The sequence below is a fragment of the Sphingopyxis sp. BE235 genome, from assembly GCF_031457175.1.
Classification (GTDB): Bacteria; Pseudomonadota; Alphaproteobacteria; order Sphingomonadales; family Sphingomonadaceae; genus Sphingopyxis.
On sequence record NZ_JAVDWC010000005.1, the window covers coordinates 230,508 to 247,566 of the forward strand.

Below are 17,059 nucleotides of genomic sequence, written 5' to 3' on the forward strand. Positions count from 1 at the left end.
AACATATTTCTTGATAGGACATATATAACCTATATAGTACCAATATATCGAAGGCTGCACAGCACCGACCGGGAGACAAGATTCTATGACGCCGAACGCCGCATCAGACGGACGACAGACGCTGATGGAGCAGGAAGCAGGCGAGGCGGCGGACGCCGTCGCAAGGATGCTGGAGGCGAATCGCGACGCGTTCGCCGCGGTCGCCCGGCGCCTGCGCGCGTCGCCCCCCGCAGCGGTCGTCACCTGCGCGCGCGGATCGTCGGATCATGCGGCGACCTATGCCAAATATCTGATCGAGACGATGACGGGGACCCCGACCGCGTCGGCGGCGCTGTCGATCGCGTCGCTCTATGACGCCCCTGCGGTCACGGGAAACCGGCTGTGCCTCGCGATTTCGCAGTCGGGAAAAAGCCCCGACCTGCTCGCCGCGGTCGAGCAGCAGCGCGATGCCGGGGCCTTCGTCGTCGTGCTGGTCAACGCAGAAGGCTCGCCGCTCGCAGCCCTCGCCGACGTCGTGATCCCGCTGTCCGCCGGGGTCGAACGGTCGGTGGCCGCGACCAAATCCTATATCGCCTCGCTCGCCGCGATCGCCGCACTCGTCGCAGCCTGGTCGGAGGACGCGGCGCTTGAAGACGCACTGACCGCCCTGCCCGATCAGCTTGCACAGGCGTTCGCGCTCGACTGGTCGCCCGCGGTCGGCGCCTTTCGGGATGCCACGAACCTGTTCGTTCTCGGGCGCGGCTATGGCCTTGGCGTCGCGCAGGAGGCGGCGCTTAAATTCAAGGAAACCTCGGGACTTCACGCCGAAAGCTTCAGCGCTGCCGAGGTGCGCCACGGCCCGATGGCGATCGTCGGCGATGCCTTTCATGTCCTCGCGCTGGGCGGCACCGACCGCGCCGCCGCCGGTGTTCGCGAAGTCGCCGACGAGTTCCGCGGGCGCGGCGCCACCGTATTGCTCGCCGATCCCGCGGGCGGCGACCTGCCCGCGATCTCGGCGCATCCGGCGATCGAGCCGATCCTGTTGATCCAGAGCTTTTACCGCATGGCGAGCGCGCTGGCGCTGGCGCGGGGGCTCAACCCCGACTCGCCTCCGCATCTCAACAAGGTTACCGAGACTTTATGATCTTTCGTTTCCATAACGGCCGGGTCGCACTGCCGGCCGGTGCCGTCGGCGCGGTGGACATCGCCGTCGCCGACGGCACCGTCACCGCCGTCACACCCGCGGCCGACACGCCCGCAGACCGGGAGATCGACCTGGACGGCGGCTGGCTCCTCCCCGGCTTCGTCGATACGCAGGTCAATGGCGGCGGCGGGGTGTTGTTCAACGACCAGGTCGATGTCGAGGCGATCGCGGCGATCGGCGCCGCGCATGCGCGCTATGGCACGACCGCCTTCCTTCCGACGCTGATCAGCGACACGCCCGCGCAGATCGCCGCCGCGCTCGCCGCGGTCGATGCCGCGATCGAGCAAGGCGTTCCGGGCGTCGTCGGCATTCATATCGAAGGCCCGTTCATCAATGAGGTGAAGCGCGGCATCCACGAGGCGCATCGTATTCGCCGCCTCGACGACATCATCCTTGCGACGCTCACCGCGCCGCATCGCGGGCGCGTGATGCTGACGCTGGCGCCCGAACTGTGCGACGAGGACGACATCCGCACGCTCGTCCGCCACGGGGTGATCGTCAGCGCGGGGCATAGCGATGCGACCTATGACGAGGCGCAGCGCGCGATCGGCGCGGGACTCTCCGGCTTCACGCATTTGTTCAACGCGATGTCGCCGCTTCATCACCGCAATCCGGGCGCGGTCGGCGCGGCATTCGACTCCGATAGCTGGTGCGGGCTGATCGTCGACGACGTCCATCTGCACCCCGCGGTCGTGCGGCTCGCGGTCCATGCGAAGGGCAAGGATCGCATCATGCTGGTCACCGATGCGATGCCGAGCGTCGGCACCGATGTCAGCGAATTCACGCTGCAGGGAAAACGCATCGCGGTGAAGGACGGCGTCTGCATCTTTGAGGACGGCACGCTCGCGGGCACGCACCTCGACATGGCGTCGGCGCTGCGCAAGACGGTCGAGGTGACGGGGCTTTCCGTCCCCGATGTGTCGGCCATGGCGAGCGCGACACCCGCCGCTTTCCTGTCGCTCGAGGACAGCATCGGCGCGATCGCCCCCGGGCAGCGCGCCGACTGGGTGTGGCTGAGTGCCGACCTCACGCCGCGCGCAACATGGATCGGCGGGCGGATCGTTCCGGAAACCGCATCGGACCTTGTCCAAGCCGCACAATGATAAACAAGCCGCACAACAACAAGCGGCGAAAGTTTTGGGGAATAAGCCGATGAGCTTGATCATCACCTCTCCGCTCAGAGGATGGGCGACGACGCTGGACAGCGTTCCCGACCCCGTTTTTGCCCAGCGCATGATGGGCGACGGCGTCGCGATCCAGCCGCTCGGCGATACCGTCGTCGCGCCGTTCGACGGCGAGGTGGTGACGCTTCACGACGCGGGCCACGCGATTTCGCTGCGCAGCGCCGAGGGCGCCGAGATACTGATCCATATCGGGCTCGATACGGTGATGCTGAAAGGCGAAGGCTTCACCCCGCTCGTCAGGGTCGGCGACAAGGTGTCGCGCGGCGACCCGCTGATCCGCTTCGATCTCGACGCGGTCGCGCTCGCCGCCACCAGCCTGATCACCCCGGTGATCGTCACCAATGCCGAGGCTTTTGCGATCAGCCGCCGCTCCGTCGATTGCGCGATCGGCGCGTGCGAAGCATTGATGACGCTCGTGCCGGTACAGGCCGAGGCGCGCCGCCGATCGGACGACGGCACGGTGGTCGAACAGGCGGTAACGCTGTCGCTGCCGCACGGCATCCACGCGCGCCCCGCCGCGCGGATCGGCGAGACGGCACGGCGGTTCGAGGCCGACGTGCATCTGCTGAACGGCGACAAGCGCGGCGATGCGCGCAGCACCGTGGCGCTGCTCGCGCTCGGCACAGGCTTTGGCGACGAGGTTGTGGTGCAGGCGCGCGGCGACGATGCCGAGGCGGCGCTCGCCGCCGTCGTGGCGCTGCTTGCGACCGATATGGGCGAAAGTGTGCCGCCAGCGACATCGGTCGCGGCGATCAACGAGCAGGTGCTGCGCGCGGGACAGATCGGGGGCGTGATCGCCTCGCCCGGGCTCGCGATGGGTCCGGCGGCGCGGTTGCGGCAGGCCGAGATTGCGGTCGCGCGCGATGGTTCGGGTCCGGTCGAGGAGCGCGCTGCGCTGCTTGCGGCACGGAGCGACGTTCGCGGCCGGATCGCGGCGCGCGCCGAGAGTGCCGACGGCAGCGTCGCGGCGGTCATGCACGCGCATCTGGCGCTGATCGACGATCCCGAACTGCTTGCGGGGGCGGAGAAACGCATCGCCGAGGGACGAAGCGCGGGCTTTGCGTGGCGCGGCGCGATCCACGACCAGGTCGATGCGATCCGCGCGACGGGCAATGCGCATCTGATCGAACGCATCGACGACCTGATCGATATTGAGCGTCAATTGCTGTCGACGCTGACAGGCATCCCGCTCGACGGCAATGCCATTCTGGCCGGGGTGATCGTGGTTGCCGAAGATTTGCTGCCGTCGCAGCTTGTGGCGCTCGCAGCGGCGAAACCCGCCGGCATCTGCCTCACGCGCGGCGGCCCGACCTCGCATGTCGCCATCCTGTGCGCGGGCATGGGCCTTCCAGCGCTCGTCGCGATGGGCGACGCGCTCGACGCGGTCGACGACGGCGCGCGCCTGTTGCTCGACGCCGAGATGGGCCACCTCACGGTCGCGCCCTCGCCCGCCGACGCCGAAGCCTTCGCAGCGCGCCTCGCGAAACGCGATGCGCGGCGCGAGGCCGCGCAGGCGGCAGCGAAGGACGCTTGCCAGACCGCCGACGGCACGCGCATCGAAATCTTCGCCAATATCGGCACGGTCGAAGACGCCATACTTGCCGCCGCACAGGGCGCCGAGGGATCGGGGCTCGTCCGCAGCGAGTTCCTCTTCCTCGACCGCGATACCGCGCCGTCGGAGGATGAGCAGCACGCTGCCTATCAAGGCATCGCCGACGCGCTTGCGGGCAAGCCCGTCATCATTCGCCTGCTCGACATCGGCGGCGACAAGCCCGCCGCCTATATTCCGATCGATGCCGAGGAAAATCCGGCGCTCGGCCAGCGCGGTATCCGCGTCGCGCTCGCGCATCCGGCGCTGCTCGAAACGCAGCTCCGCGCTATCCTGCGCGTCGAGCCCGTCGGCCAGTGCAAGATCATGATTCCGATGGTCGCGAACCTCGATGAGCTGCGGCAAGTCCGCGCACTCGTCGAGCGGCTCCGCGGCGAAATGGGGATCGCGGCGCCGGTCGAGGTCGGCGTGATGGTCGAAACCCCCGCGGCGGCGATGACCGCCGACCTGCTTGCCGCCGAGGCCGATTTCCTGTCGATCGGCACCAATGACCTGACCCAATATGTGCTCGCGATGGATCGCGGCAATCCGGCGGTCGCCGCCGGTGTCGACGCGATGCACCCCGCGGTGCTGCGCATGATCGGCGAAACCTGCCGCCTCGCCACCGCGCGCGGGCGCTGGGTTGGGGTGTGCGGCGGGCTCGCGTCGGATCCCGCGGCGCTGCCGATCCTGGTCGGGCTCGGCGCCACCGAACTCTCGGCCGTCCCCGGCTTCGTCGCCGAGGCGAAGCAGATCGTGCGCGGACTGACCCTGATCGAAGCACGCGCGCATGCCGAACTCGCGCTGCAATGCAAGTCGGCGGCCGAGGTTCGCGCGCTCGCCCGCGCATTCGAGGAGACACGGCGATGAGGAAAATTCTCGAAACGCTCCAGCCGCTCGGCCGCGCGCTGATGCTGCCGATCGCGGTGCTGCCGATTGCGGGCCTGCTGCTGCGTATCGGGCAGCCCGACCTGCTCGACATCGCCTTCATCTCGGCAGCGGGCGCCGCGATTTTCGAAAATCTCGGCATCCTCTTTGCGATCGGCGTCGCGGTCGGCTTTGCGCGCGACGGCAATGGCGCCGCGGCGCTCGCGGGCGTCGTCTGCTATCTCGTCACCACCACTGGCGCGCAGACCTTCCTCACCGCACCGCCCGATATTGGCGCGGGACTGCCCGAGGCGGCGGCGGCGCTCGCCGCGAAAAATTGGGCGCTGACCCAGATCGACAAGCTCGAGGTGCCGATAGGCATATTGTCCGGCCTCATCGGCGGCAATTTCTACAACCGCTTCGCAACGATCGCGCTCCCCGAATATCTCGCCTTCTTCGGCGGCCGGCGCTTTGTCCCGATCGCCAGCGGGGTCGCGGGGCTGCTGCTCGCCGCCGTCATCGGCTATGGCTATGCGCATATCAGCGGCGCGATCGATACCGCGAGCCGCACCGTGGTCGAAAGCGGCAGCGCCGGTCTCTTCGTCTATGGCGCGCTCAACCGGCTGCTCATCGTCACCGGGCTGCACCACATCATCAATAACGCCGCCTGGTTCCTCGTCGGCGATTTCGGGGGCGCGACGGGCGATCTTCGCCGCTTCTTCGCGGGCGACCCCAATGCGGGCGCGTTCATGTCGGGCTTTTTCCCGGTGATGATGTTCGGCCTGCCCGCCGCGTGCCTCGCCATGTATCACGAAGCGCGGCCCGAACGGCGCAAGGCGGTCGGCGGCATGCTCTTCAGTCTCGCCTTCACCAGCTTCCTGACCGGCGTCACCGAGCCGATCGAGTTCACCTTCATGTTCGTCGCGCCCCTGCTCTACGCGATCCACGCGCTGCTGACAGGCGCCTCGATGGCGCTGATGAACGCGCTCGACGTCAAGCTCGGTTTCGGCTTTTCGGCCGGGCTGTTCGACTATGTGCTGAACTTCAGTCTCGCGACGCGGCCATGGATGCTGCTGCCCGTGGGGGCGGCCTACGCCGCGCTCTATTACGGCCTGTTCCGCTTCTTCATCCGCCGTTTCGACCTCGCGACGCCGGGGCGCGAAAAGGGCGTCGTCGCCGAAACCGCGACCCAATCGGCGGGCGGTGCGCGCGGCGGAGCATTTGTCGCGGCGCTCGGCGGCGCGGCCAATCTGGTCAGCGTCGATGCCTGTACCACGCGCCTGCGCCTGATCGTCGCCGACAGCCAAGCGATCGACGACGACGCGCTAACCTCACTCGGCGCGCGCGGTATCATCCGTCCGTCCGAAAAGGCCGCACAGGTGGTGCTCGGGCCGATCGCCGACCTGGTCGCCGAGGAAATCCGCGGCGCCCTGGCGTGGAGCGGCGCCGCGGCGGCGGCGACGCTGACCCCGGTAGTGGCGGGCGGCACCGACGCCTCGGGGCTCCCCGCGGAAATCGTCGGCGCGCTCGGCGGCGATGCCAATGTCCGCACTGTCCACGCGCTTCACGGCCGCTTCCGGGTCGAACTCGCCGATGCGGGGCGCGTCGACGAAGGCGCGCTCGCCCGGATCACGCACGGCATCGTCCGCCCGCGACCCGACATCTGTCACATCCTGCTATGACACAGGGCGGGCGCCTTCCCGTCCTGGCTAATCCCAGTCGAGCGCGCCCTTTTTCCATTCGTAGATGAACCCGATCGTCAAAATGCCCAAAAAGACCATCATCGCGCCCCACGCTTCCCAGCCGAGGTCGTCGACGACCACCGCCCAGGGAAAGAGGAAGGCGGCCTCGAGGTCGAAAATGATGAACAGGATCGCGACAAGATAGAAGCGGACGTCGAACGGCTTGCGCGGCGCCTCGAAGGCCGGAAAGCCGCATTCATATTCCGAAAGTTTTTCGCTGTCCGGGGCGTGGGTTCCAGTGAAGCGCGACACCGCCATCGGCAGGAAGACGAACAGAAGCGACAGCGACAGCGCGACGCCCATAAAAATCAGGATCGGAAGATATTCGATCAACAGCGCGGATGACGATCCCACATTCACGCCAGACACGGATTTGGACAGCACGGCGGCCTCCCTTGGAAGTCGCCGGGCCGTCCCGGACCTGATGCCGGCGCATTTGCGGAACGCGCCGGGGAGGACGTGGCCTCGCTGGTTATGGCGTTCCGATCAGGCGGGCGCGGACAGCTTCATCATCACCAATCCGCTGACGATCAGCAGCGCGGCGGTAATCCGCATCGCATTCGCCTGTTCGCCAAGCACGAAGATACCGACCAGAAAGGCGCCGACCGCGCCGATCCCGGTCCAGATCGTATAGGCGGTCCCCAGCGGCAGCGATTTCATCGACAGCGACAGCAGGGCGAAGCTTATTATCATCGCGACGAGCGTAATGGCGGTCGCGCCGGGGCGCGTGAAGCCCTCCGACTGCTTCATCGAATAGGCCCATATGATTTCGAAAATTCCGGCAATCGTCAAATATATCCAGGCCATGACAGCCTCCTTCAAAGGCTGCCGGGCCGTCCCGGACTTGCAAGCCCGCGCAGCGCGCGGGCGAGGACGTGGCCTCTTTTTGGCGGCCTGGCAGGGGCAGTAGGACTCGAACCTACGACCCTCGGTTTTGGAGACCGATGCTCTACCAACTGAGCTATACCCCTAGGCCGGAGTGCGCCACTAGCCGGATTGGAGAGGCGGGGCAAGAGGGATCACGGGTTGCGCGGGCGGGCCGGGCTGATATGCGCAATTTCGCATGAGCGCCGCGCCGTCCCCTGCCCCGCCCGACGGGCCCCCGCAGAATTATCTGGGCGGAATCGGACTGCGGCTGCTCGCGATGGTCAGCCTGTCGCTGATGTTCGTGCTCGTGAAATATATCGACGCCGCGGGCATCCATATCGTCGAAAGCCTGTTCTGGCGGCAGGCGCTCGTTCTGCCTTTCCTGCTGCTCTGGGTCCAGGCGACGAGCGGGCTGTCGTCGCTCAAGACGCAGCGGATCGGCGCGCACGCGCGGCGGATGTTGATGGGGCTGACCGGCATGGCGTGCAATTTCGGCGCGATGATCCTGCTGCCGATGGCCGAGGCGACGACGATCAGCCTGTCGGTGCCAATCTTTGCCGTCATCTTCGCCGCGCTGATCCTCGGCGAGGCGACGGGGTGGCAGCGATGGAGCGCGGTGATCGTCGGCTTTATCGGCGTCCTCGTCGTGCTCGATCCGATTTCGAGCTTCGCGGGCGGATTCGGCGGCACGCACGGCCTCGGCACGATCGTCGCGCTCACAGGCGCGATTATGACCGCGCTGATCACCATTGCCGTGCGCGACCTCGGCCGCACCGAAAATGCGGGGACGATCGTCTTCTGGTTCAGCCTGTTGTCGATGATCCCACTCGGCATCGCCCTGCCCTTCGTCATCACCCCGCACGACCGCCATGAATGGCTATTGCTGATCGGGCTCGGCTTTCTGGGCGCGGTCGTCCAGATGTCGCTGACCGGCGCGCTGCGCCTTGCGCCCGTATCGGTTGTAATCCCGATGGATTATTCGAGCCTGCTGTGGGCGATCGCCGCGGGCTGGTGGTTCTTCGGAACTTTGCCCGCCGACACAACGTGGGTCGGCGCGCCGTTGATCATCGCGTCGGGCCTGTTCATCGCCTGGCGAGAACATCGCCGCCATATCGACCGCCCGAAGGAGGTTGCCGCATGACGCTTCCCATTCTCTATCACTGCCCCGACGCCCGCTCTTTGCGCTGCCTGTGGGCGGTCGAGGAAGCCGGGATCGACGTCGACCTCAGGCTGCTCAAATTCCCGCCGCGCGCGTTCGAACCCGACTATCGCGCGGTCAATCCGCTGATGACGATTCCCGGCTGGGTCGAGGACGGGCAGCTGATGACCGAATCGGCGGCGATCTGCGAGCGGATCGCCGAGGGAACGCCGCTCGAGGTGCGCCGCGACGAGGCCGATTATTGGGCGTGGCGCAACTGGCTGCACCGCAGCGACGCGACCCTGACCTTCCCACTCGCGATCATGATCCGCTATACGCGCGTCGAGCCCGAGGAGCGTCGGCTTGCACAGGCGGTCGACGATTACAAAGCCTTCTTCGGCGGCCGCGCCAAGAGCATCGAGGCTGCGCTGGACGACGGGCGCGAGTGGCTCGTCGCGGGGCGTTTCACCATCGCCGACATCGTGATCGGCTACGCCGCCTTCCTCGCGACGACATTGGGCGCCGACGATGTGCTGGGCGATGCGACAAAGGCTTGGCTGGCCCGCTGCACGGCGCGCGAAGGTTTCCGCAGCGCCCGCGCGCGGCAAAAAGCCGCAGCCTGACGCAAAAGGGCTCCACCACAGGGTGAAGCCCTCCGTGCCCCCGTGCATGGCAACGCCAACGGAGAAAACGCATCGGCCTTTCGGGGTGTAGGTCGCGTGAAAGGCCGGATGTGGGGTGAATTTATGCCGCCGCGGGAAGGTTGGCTTTCACATTTTCACGGCCCCGGATGCCGCGTCGGTTTCCCGATCGGTTCAGCGATAGGACGCGCGAACAGCCTTCCGACTTTGGGTGCAAGCTGCTGCCGGACCCGGCAGGCGCTTAAAGCCACAAAAGCCCCGCATGGGCGCAACGATTTTGTGTCCTTTGCGGCTTTAGCGCCGGCCTTCGGCGGCCTCAGGACAGGCTTTGTCGCTTTAGATTTCAAAGAGCGATCACGAGGCTGGCATGGCGCGACAAAGTAGGACAGCGATTTTTCCCGCATCGTCCAATGTCGGTTTGGGGGTGGGAAGCGGCCAATACAGTAGCGAGCTGATCACCCCTCCCGCTTGCGGGAGGGGCAGCGAGGCTTGCCAGCTTGCTGGCTAGCCGCAGCGGGGAGGGTATCGCACCGTCACAGGCCCTCCCCCGAACCCTCCCGCAAGCGGGAGGGGAGAAGAAGGTCCGCTAGCGGTCGTAACCGGACACTTAATTCACCATCCGAGCATAACCCTCCCAATAGGGCGCGCGCAGGTCCTTGCGCAAAATCTTGCCGCTCGCGTTCCTCGGCAGCGCCTCGATCACGTCGATGCTGCGCGGGCATTTGAAGGGGGCGATGCGTTCGCGCGCCCAGGCGATGATGTCGGCTTCGTCGGCCGTCGTGCCGGGCTTGGCGACGACGACCGCTTTCACCGTCTCGCCCCATTTTGCGTCGGGAATGCCGATCACCGCAACCTCCTGCACCGCGGGGTGACCAAAGATCGCGCTCTCGACCTCCGCCGGATAGACATTCTCGCCGCCCGTGATGATCATGTCTTTCATCCGGTCGTGGATGAAGAGATAGCCGTCCGCGTCGAGATAGCCCGCGTCGCCGGTGCGGATCCAGCCGTCGTCGGTCATCGTGTTTGCGGTCGCGTCGGGCAGGTTCCAGTAACCCAGCATATTGTTCGACGAGCGCGTCACGACCTCGCCCACCTCGCCCGTCGGCACGGGTTGCCCGTCGGGTCCGAGGATGACGATTTCGACCCCGGGGAGCGCCTTGCCCGCCGAGCGCATGCGCGCATTGCCTTCGGGATCATGGTCCTCGGGCGGCAGCATCGAGATGGTGCCCGTCGTCTCGGTCATGCCGTAAGCCTGGATGAACTGCGCGCCGAAGACCTTGATGCACTGGCGCAGCAGTTCGAGCGGGATCGGCGCGGCGCCATAGAGAATATATTTGAGACGGCTGTAATCGACGCTGGCGCAGCGCGGATGCATCAGCAGCATCTGGAGCGCGGCGGGGACGATGAAGAAGCGCGTGACGCCATGCTGCTCGACCGCGTCGAACACCCCGTCGGGGTTGAATTCGGCGAGGATGACGCCGGGGAGCCCCGAGGCGAGCGCCATGATCCCGAGCCCGGTGCCGCCGATATGCGCGCACGGCATCGCGACCAGCACCGCCTCGTCATCCTCCCATTTGGTATAGGGCAGGTCGAGCGTGCTGGAATGTTTGCGGAGCGCGAAGAGGTTGTGGTTCGACAGCACCGCCCCCTTGGGATTGCCGGTGGTGCCCGAGGTATAAAGCTGAAGCACCGCGTCGTTGGCGCCCGAGGGTTCGAAGGGCACGCGCGTCGCGCCGTCGATCATCGCCCAGGCATCGGCGGCGCCGACGATCGCCGGATCGTTCTGCAGCTTACCCGCGAGTTGTTCGGCGAGCGTATCGAACCCCGGCCCCGCGAACACGATCTTTGCCTGCGTGTCATTGACGATGAAAGCCCATTCGGCCGGCGACAGGCGCCAGCCGATCGGCGCCATCACAATGCCCGCGCGCGCCGCACCATAGAAGAGCGTGAAATAGAGATCGCTGTTCTTGCCGATCCACGCGATGCGGTCGCCCTTCTTCAGCCCCGCCGCAATCAAAGCCGATGCTGCGCGCGCGGTGCGATCGTCGAGTTCGGCATAGGTATAGACGCGCCCCTCTTCGCGCAGCGCCACCCGGTCGGGGCGCTCGCTGGCCCAATGGGTCAGGAATTCGTCGAACGTAAACAGCTCCGAAACGTCGCGGCCCATCGGCTCTCTCTCCTCGAATCGCGTCTTTTGCGCGCAATCGAGGGGAGGCTAGCGACTGTACCCGCGAGGTAAAGCGCCGATCGCCGATCCTGTCAGGTCCGTCAGGTGCGGCGGAACAGCAGCATCAGGTTGTTCGCGGGCATCGCGCGGCGCTCGGCGAAGGCGAGACCGGCAGCGGCGGCGGCGGCTTTGACGGCGTCGGTATCGCGCAGGCCCCATGCGAGATTGCGGCTGCGCAGGCTGGCATCGAAGGCGAGATTGCTTTCCGCAGTAGGCACGTCGGGTTCGACATAGGGGCCATAGAGGATCAGCGGTGCAGCGGGGGCGAGCAGCCGCGCCGCGCCCGCGAACAGGCCCAGCGTCGCATCCCACGGGCTGATGTGGACCATATTGATGCAGAGCACCGCACCGGCGCGGTCGATGGGCCATTCGGGCGCCGACGCATCGAGCGCGAGCGGCGGCGCGATGTTCGCAAGACCGGCTTCGGCGCGGTACGCCGTGATCGAGGTCAGACCGGCGGGATCGGGATCGCTCGGCTGCCAGCCCATATGCGGAAAAGCGGCGGCGAAGTGGACGACATGCTCGCCCGATCCGCTCGCGACCTCCAGCACCGTGCCGGCTTCGGGCAGCCAATCGGCAAGAACCGCGGCGATCGCGTCGCGGTTGCGCAAGGTCGCGGGCGCGTGGCGCTTGTCGGCCGGATCGCCGTCACCCGGCATCCACGGCTGCGCTGTCACTTGCCCTTTGCCTGTGCCCGCGCGCGGCGTTCGCGCGCGATCAGCCAGGCGAACAGCCCGACCGGACCGACCATCAGCGTCAGGAAGAGGAAGGGAAATTGCACGATGCGGCTGAACCCCTTCTGGTCGGCGTCGCGCGCGATCCACATGCCGGTGAACAGGTCAAAGGCCAGATAGTGTGTCCACCCCAGCGTCGCGCCGCCCGGGCTGTCGAACAGCTTCATCACCCCGGCCAATGTCGTGAAATCGTTACTGCTTGGCCCGCCGGGGTCGATGCCGCCGGTCAGGTAGCCCACGATCATCACCGTATAGGCAAGGCAGAGGAGGAACACGCCGGCATAGAGAATTGCTGCGAGGGTTTTCGGGCCGCGCGGCAGAAAAACGAGCGCGAACCAGCTCGCGAACGCCCAGTAATTCACCAGCAGAAAAATCGTGTCCCAGCTCATGTCTTGCCCCCTCGCCTGTTCAGATCAGCCCGCCGAGCCCAAACAGGACGACGCCGCCGAGCAGCGCAATGGCCCCCGTAACGACGATCAGCAAGGTCATTCGCGCCGCCGAAGCGCGGCGCGACGCCGCGAACGCCGCCGCCGCGCCCAGCCCGATCGCAAACAGCGGCGCATAGACAAAGGCCCAGTCGTAGCTGAACTCGCGGCGGACCTCGATCATCTCCCATTGCTCGACGACGAGGCCATAGGCGGTGATCGCGATGAGCCAGCCGAGGATCGCGACGATCGCGAACAGCGCGCCGGCCGCCAAACACCCCGCGCCGGAGCGCGTTTCGGGGCGTTCGGGGCCGGACGCGGGTTCGGTCATCAGCCCTCCCAGGCGAGTATGGGCTTCCGCGCCGCGAGCGTCTCGTCAAGGCGCGCACGCGGGGCGAAATGCGGCGCGGTCTTGAGCGCGGGGTCGCCGTTCTTCGCACGCAGCGCGATGCTGCGCAGCGCGCCGATGAACTGGTCGAGCGCCGCCTTGCTCTCGGTCTCGGTCGGCTCGACGAGCATCGCGCCGTGGACGACGAGCGGGAAATAGACCGTCATCGGATGGTAACCCTCGTCGATCAGCCCCTTGGCGATGTCGAGCGTCGAGAAGCCTTCGGCGAGCCCCTTGTCGCTGAACAGCGCCTCGTGCATGCACGGACCCGACGCCGCGAACGGCGCATCGAGCACGCTTTCGAGGCTGCGCAGCACATAGTTGGCGTTGAGCACCGCGTCCTCGGCGACCTGCTTAAGTCCGTCGGCACCGTGGCTGAGGATATAGGTCAGCGCGCGCGTGAACATGCCCATCTGGCCGTGGAAAGCGGTCATGCGGCCAAAGGTCTGCGGATGATCCTCGCCCGCATTCTCCTCCTCGATCAGGCGGAAGTCATCGCCGTGCTTCGTGACGAAAGGCAGCGGCGCGAAGGGTGCGAGCGCCGCCGACAGCACGACCGGGCCCGAGCCGGGACCGCCGCCGCCGTGCGGGGTCGAGAAGGTCTTGTGCAGGTTGATGTGCATCGCATCGACGCCGAGGTCGCCGGGGCGCACGCGGCCGACGATGGCGTTGAAGTTCGCGCCGTCGCAATAGACATAGCCGCCGACGGCATGAACCGCGTCCGAGATCGCCTTCATCTCGCGCTCGAACAGGCCGCAGGTGTTGGGGTTGGTGATCATCACGCCAGCGACATCGGGGCCAAGGCGCGCCTTCAAGGCTTCGAGGTTGACGCGGCCCGCCTCGGTTGCCGGAATGTCCTCGACGGTGAAGCCCGCGAAGGCCGCCGTCGCCGGATTGGTGCCGTGCGCGCTTTCGGGGACGAGGATCACGCGGCGGTCCTCGCCGCGCGCTTCGAGCGCCGCCTTGATGCAAAGGATGCCGCACAGTTCGCCATGCGCGCCCGCCTTGGGCGACATCGCGACGCTGTGCATGCCGGTGAGCGTGATCAGCCATTCGGCGAGCTCGTGGATCACTGCATAGGCGCCCTGCACCGTTTCCTGCGGCTGCAGCGGATGAACGTCCGCGAAACCGGGCATCCGCGCGACCTTTTCGTTGAGGCGCGGGTTGTGCTTCATCGTGCAGCTGCCGAGCGGGAAGAGGCCGAGGTCGATCGCGTAATTCTGCCGCGACAGGCGCGTGTAATGCCGCACCGTTTCGGATTCGCTGAGCCCCGGCAGGCCGATCGGCGCGGTGCGCGCAAGCGCACCAAGGTCGGCGGCGGGTGCGGCCTCGTCGAAGTCGACCCCGGTCGTCTCGCTGCCGCCAATCTCGAAGATCAGCGCTTCCTCGAGCATCAGCGCGCGGTTGCCGGTAAAGGTCGTGCTATCGTCGGCGCCGCCGGCGACGTTCATTTCGGGGCGCCAGCCGGCGCGGTTGAGCGCGGTCATGCCAGCACCTCCTTCAGGGCAGCGGCAAAGGCGGAAATATCCGCCTCGGTCACGGTTTCGGTCACGGCGACGACGAGGCCATTTTCGAGGCCGGCGTTGTCGGGATAGAGACGGCCGAGCGAGACGCCGCCCAATATGTCCTTTTCAGCGAGCTGGTGGATCACGGGCCGCGCCGGGGTCGGCAGCAGCAGCGTGAACTCGTTGACGAAGCTGTTGTTCAACACCGACACGCCGGGCACCTTCGCCAGTTCGGCGGCGGCAGCCTTCGCGCGGCCATGGTTGATCGCAGCGAGCTGGCGGAGGCCCGCTTCGCCGAGCAAGGTCATATGGATGCTGAATGCCAGCGCACACAGCCCTGAATTAGTGCAGATATTGCTCGTCGCCTTCTCGCGGCGAATATGCTGCTCGCGCGTCGACAGCGTCAGCACGAAGCCGCGCTTGCCGTTCGCGTCGACGGTCTCGCCGCAGAGGCGGCCGGGCATCTGGCGGACATATTTGGTCTTGCAAGCGAAGAGGCCGACATAAGGACCACCGAATTGCAGGCCGACGCCGAGCGACTGCCCCTCGCCCACCACGATATCGGCGCCCATTTCGCCGGGCGATTTGATCAGGCCGAGCGCGACGGGTTCGGTCACGACCGCGATCAGCAGCGCGCCCGCGGCCTGACACGCTTCGGCGAGCTTTGTCATATCGTCGATGCGGCCGAGGATGTCGGGATATTGCACGACGACGCAGCTCGTTTCCTTGTCGATGCTGTCCGCGAGCGCCGCCCAGTCGGTGCCGGCGTCGAGGCTCGGGTCGCCATCGACCAGCACATCGCCGGTATATTTCGCCATCGTGCGCGCAACGCTGCGGTAATGCGGGTGGAGGCCGGTCGAGAGCAAAGCCTTCGCGCGTTTGGTGATGCGCCGCGCCATGACGATCGCTTCCCAGCACGCGGTCGAGCCGTCGTACATCGACGCGTTGGCAACGTCGGTGCCGAGCAGCCGCGCAACCTGCGACTGGAATTCGAACAGCATCTGGAGCGTGCCCTGCGCGATTTCGGGCTGGTACGGCGTATAGGCGGTGAGGAACTCGCCGCGCTGGATCAGATGATCGACGCTCGCCGGCACATGGTGGCGATAGGCGCCGGCGCCGAGGAAGAAGGGCCCCTCGCCCGCGGCGCGGCTGCGGCGCGCGAGTGCGCCCATGTGGCGCTCGACCGCGAGCTCGCTGGCGTGCATCGGCAAGCCCGCTATCGGACCGGCGAGCCGCGCCTCGGCAGGGACATCGGCGAACAGGTCGTCGATCGACGCAGCGCCGATGGTGGCGAGCATCGCCGTGCGATCGTCGGACGTAAGAGGAAGATAACGCATGAACTACTCCGAAGAAGAGGCTGGTTTTGCGGAAAAAAGTTGGACGGTGTCCGCTAACGTGCCCGAAAAGACCGCGGGACCGGCGTGCGTCGTGCGGATCCAGGGCGCGAGCCAGATGCGAAACCCGGCATCGCGGACGCGGCGGCAAAAGGCGTAATCGTCGGCCAGGAGCGCCTGGCTTTCGGGCTCGATCAGCGGGCAGAAAAAAGCGGGTTCGAGTTCGCCGACGCCGTGCGCGTCGCGTTCGGCCGGATCGGGCCGGAAAAGGAGGTCGGGCAAAGCGGCGCGCATGCCTTCGAGCACTTCGCGGCGGATCAGCATCATCGCGGTGCCGAGCCGCGCCAGTTCGACCAGATCGGTCATCTTGAAATTCTGGTCGGGGTGCAGGAAATGCAGCGCGAAATCGCCCGAAAACCGGGCAAGGTCGGCGGGATTATCCTTCGCCAGCCCCAGTTCGACCGCGCGCGCGACGTTGCGCCAGTTAATCATTCGCCGCGGATAGGCACCGCCGAGGACGCCGCATTCGGAATGCTCCGCCATGACCTTGATCAGCGAAAAAACATCATCGACCGAAAAGTCGATGTCGGCGTCGACGAACAGCAGGTGCGTGCAGTCGCTGGCGAGGAACATCGCGGTCAGCATGTCGCGCGCGCGCGTGATCGACGGTTGATAGAGGATGAATTCGAACCGCACCACCATGCCAATCGCCTGCGCGCGCAGCGCGAGGTCGAGCGCCGCGCGGACATAGGTGCCCTGCGCCCCTTCATAGATGGGCGTCGCCACCATCAGACGGCAATTGGCAAGGGCAGGATCGGTTGCGATCACATTATCTCCCCCTCCCGCAAGCGGGAGGGGAATCCTTCAAAGCGCGTCGCAGAAGACTTTGTACGCCTTCGCGTCCATCAGCCCTTCGAGCTGGCTCTTGTCGCCAAGCGTCATGCGGAAGAACCAGCCTTCGCCCTCAGGGTCCGAATTGACGAGCGCGGGATCTTCCTCGAGCTGGCCATTGCCCTCGGTAACGGTGCCGTCGACGGGGGCATAGACGTCGCTTGCCGCCTTGACCGATTCGACCACCGCGGCGTCGCCGCCCTTGCTGAGTTCCGCCCCGGTGTCGGGAACTTCGACGAACACGATGTCGCCAAGCTGGCCCTGTGCGAAGTCGGTGATGCCGACCGTCGCGACATCGCCGTCGACGTCGATCCACTCATGCTCCTCGGTAAAATAACGCGGCAT

At 66.5% G+C, this 17,059-nt stretch carries 16 protein-coding genes and 1 tRNA gene; 6 read left to right on the forward strand and 11 right to left on the reverse strand.

Annotated elements, in window-relative coordinates; all coding sequences use genetic code 11:
- Window positions 1-85: 85 nt before the first annotated feature.
- The 4 genes from J2X38_RS19580 to nagE are packed head-to-tail and all read left to right on the forward strand — an operon-like array spanning window position 86 to window position 6,504.
- Window positions 86-1,123: an SIS domain-containing protein gene (locus J2X38_RS19580; protein WP_310256515.1), complete on the forward strand. Its 1,038-nt coding sequence runs from the start codon at window positions 86-88 to the stop codon at window positions 1,121-1,123.
- Window positions 1,120-2,286, forward strand: coding sequence for an N-acetylglucosamine-6-phosphate deacetylase (gene nagA / locus J2X38_RS19585; RefSeq protein WP_310256517.1), 1,167 nt, complete (start codon window positions 1,120-1,122; stop codon window positions 2,284-2,286). The genes J2X38_RS19580 and nagA overlap by 4 nt, the downstream gene beginning before the upstream one ends.
- 49 nt (window positions 2,287-2,335) lie before the next feature.
- Window positions 2,336-4,825, forward strand: coding sequence for a phosphoenolpyruvate--protein phosphotransferase (ptsP, locus tag J2X38_RS19590; protein WP_310256520.1), 2,490 nt, complete (start codon window positions 2,336-2,338; stop codon window positions 4,823-4,825).
- Window positions 4,822-6,504 carry an N-acetylglucosamine-specific PTS transporter subunit IIBC gene (nagE, locus tag J2X38_RS19595; protein ID WP_310256523.1) on the forward strand — a complete coding sequence of 561 codons (1,683 nt, stop codon included), beginning with the start codon at window positions 4,822-4,824 and terminating at the stop codon, window positions 6,502-6,504. Before ptsP ends, nagE begins: the two co-directional genes overlap by 4 nt.
- A 27-nt stretch (window positions 6,505-6,531) precedes the next feature.
- On the opposite strand, the gene J2X38_RS19600 is transcribed toward nagE, so the two are convergent.
- From J2X38_RS19600 to J2X38_RS19610, 3 genes are all read right to left on the reverse strand, one after another.
- Window positions 6,532-6,867: an NADH-quinone oxidoreductase subunit A gene (locus tag J2X38_RS19600; protein ID WP_310256828.1), complete on the reverse strand. Its 336-nt coding sequence runs from the start codon at window positions 6,865-6,867 to the stop codon at window positions 6,532-6,534.
- A gap of 183 nt (window positions 6,868-7,050) precedes the next feature.
- Window positions 7,051-7,371 carry a multidrug efflux SMR transporter gene (locus J2X38_RS19605; RefSeq protein WP_058536035.1) on the reverse strand — a complete coding sequence of 107 codons (321 nt, stop codon included), beginning with the start codon at window positions 7,369-7,371 and terminating at the stop codon, window positions 7,051-7,053.
- Window positions 7,372-7,459: 88 nt separating this feature from the next.
- Window positions 7,460-7,535 (reverse strand) — tRNA-Trp (locus J2X38_RS19610).
- A 92-nt stretch (window positions 7,536-7,627) separates the two neighbouring features.
- Here J2X38_RS19610 and J2X38_RS19615 point away from each other — a divergent pair.
- A complete protein-coding gene (locus J2X38_RS19615) occupies window positions 7,628-8,572 on the forward strand; it encodes a DMT family transporter (protein ID WP_310256525.1) in 945 nt (314 codons plus the stop codon).
- Window positions 8,569-9,192 (forward strand): glutathione S-transferase, encoded by a 624-nt coding sequence (locus J2X38_RS19620; protein ID WP_310256527.1) that lies wholly within the window; start codon window positions 8,569-8,571, stop codon window positions 9,190-9,192. Before J2X38_RS19615 ends, J2X38_RS19620 begins: the two co-directional genes overlap by 4 nt.
- 625 nt (window positions 9,193-9,817) lie before the next feature.
- Here the strand turns inward: J2X38_RS19620 and J2X38_RS19625 are convergent.
- The 8 genes from J2X38_RS19625 to gcvH all read right to left on the reverse strand — a co-directional run bounded on the left by J2X38_RS19625 (window position 9,818) and on the right by gcvH (window position 17,059).
- A complete protein-coding gene (locus J2X38_RS19625; protein ID WP_310256529.1) occupies window positions 9,818-11,377 on the reverse strand; it encodes a fatty acid--CoA ligase in 1,560 nt (519 codons plus the stop codon).
- 101 nt (window positions 11,378-11,478) lie between these two features.
- Window positions 11,479-12,096: a DUF938 domain-containing protein gene (locus J2X38_RS19630; protein WP_310256830.1), complete on the reverse strand. Its 618-nt coding sequence runs from the start codon at window positions 12,094-12,096 to the stop codon at window positions 11,479-11,481.
- A gap of 14 nt (window positions 12,097-12,110) precedes the next feature.
- The gene (locus J2X38_RS19635; protein ID WP_058536029.1) at window positions 12,111-12,560 is read right to left on the reverse strand and encodes an ABA4-like family protein; all 450 of its coding nucleotides are present in this window, start codon (window positions 12,558-12,560) and stop codon (window positions 12,111-12,113) included.
- A 19-nt stretch (window positions 12,561-12,579) separates the two neighbouring features.
- A complete protein-coding gene (locus J2X38_RS19640; RefSeq protein ID WP_310256533.1) occupies window positions 12,580-12,927 on the reverse strand; it encodes a hypothetical protein in 348 nt (115 codons plus the stop codon).
- Window positions 12,927-14,435 carry an aminomethyl-transferring glycine dehydrogenase subunit GcvPB gene (gene gcvPB / locus J2X38_RS19645; protein WP_082639374.1) on the reverse strand — a complete coding sequence of 503 codons (1,509 nt, stop codon included), beginning with the start codon at window positions 14,433-14,435 and terminating at the stop codon, window positions 12,927-12,929. The genes J2X38_RS19640 and gcvPB overlap by 1 nt, the downstream gene beginning before the upstream one ends.
- 32 nt (window positions 14,436-14,467) lie before the next feature.
- Window positions 14,468-15,826: an aminomethyl-transferring glycine dehydrogenase subunit GcvPA gene (gene gcvPA / locus J2X38_RS19650; protein ID WP_310256535.1), complete on the reverse strand. Its 1,359-nt coding sequence runs from the start codon at window positions 15,824-15,826 to the stop codon at window positions 14,468-14,470.
- Between the two features lie 3 nt (window positions 15,827-15,829).
- The gene (locus J2X38_RS19655; protein ID WP_310256539.1) at window positions 15,830-16,651 is read right to left on the reverse strand and encodes a hypothetical protein; all 822 of its coding nucleotides are present in this window, start codon (window positions 16,649-16,651) and stop codon (window positions 15,830-15,832) included.
- A 36-nt stretch (window positions 16,652-16,687) separates the two neighbouring features.
- A complete protein-coding gene (gene gcvH / locus J2X38_RS19660; protein ID WP_058536025.1) occupies window positions 16,688-17,059 on the reverse strand; it encodes a glycine cleavage system protein GcvH in 372 nt (123 codons plus the stop codon).

Coding starts and splice junctions, on each gene's coding strand:
- nagA (WP_310256517.1), top strand. CDS start 1,120: ATGATCTTTCGTTTCCATAACGGCCGGGTCGCACTGCCGGCCGGTGCC.
- J2X38_RS19580 (WP_310256515.1), top strand. CDS start 86: ATGACGCCGAACGCCGCATCAGACGGACGACAGACGCTGATGGAGCAG.
- J2X38_RS19600 (WP_310256828.1), bottom strand. CDS start 6,867: ATGGGCGTCGCGCTGTCGCTGTCGCTTCTGTTCGTCTTCCTGCCGATG.
- J2X38_RS19615 (WP_310256525.1), top strand. CDS start 7,628: ATGAGCGCCGCGCCGTCCCCTGCCCCGCCCGACGGGCCCCCGCAGAAT.
- gcvH (WP_058536025.1), bottom strand. CDS start 17,059: ATGCCGCGTTATTTTACCGAGGAGCATGAGTGGATCGACGTCGACGGC.
- J2X38_RS19640 (WP_310256533.1), bottom strand. CDS start 12,927: ATGACCGAACCCGCGTCCGGCCCCGAACGCCCCGAAACGCGCTCCGGC.
- J2X38_RS19620 (WP_310256527.1), top strand. CDS start 8,569: ATGACGCTTCCCATTCTCTATCACTGCCCCGACGCCCGCTCTTTGCGC.
- J2X38_RS19605 (WP_058536035.1), bottom strand. CDS start 7,371: ATGGCCTGGATATATTTGACGATTGCCGGAATTTTCGAAATCATATGG.
- J2X38_RS19635 (WP_058536029.1), bottom strand. CDS start 12,560: ATGAGCTGGGACACGATTTTTCTGCTGGTGAATTACTGGGCGTTCGCG.
- J2X38_RS19630 (WP_310256830.1), bottom strand. CDS start 12,096: ATGCCGGGTGACGGCGATCCGGCCGACAAGCGCCACGCGCCCGCGACC.
- ptsP (WP_310256520.1), top strand. CDS start 2,336: ATGAGCTTGATCATCACCTCTCCGCTCAGAGGATGGGCGACGACGCTG.
- gcvPA (WP_310256535.1), bottom strand. CDS start 15,826: ATGCGTTATCTTCCTCTTACGTCCGACGATCGCACGGCGATGCTCGCC.
- nagE (WP_310256523.1), top strand. CDS start 4,822: ATGAGGAAAATTCTCGAAACGCTCCAGCCGCTCGGCCGCGCGCTGATG.
- gcvPB (WP_082639374.1), bottom strand. CDS start 14,435: ATGAACGTCGCCGGCGGCGCCGACGATAGCACGACCTTTACCGGCAAC.
- J2X38_RS19625 (WP_310256529.1), bottom strand. CDS start 11,377: ATGGGCCGCGACGTTTCGGAGCTGTTTACGTTCGACGAATTCCTGACC.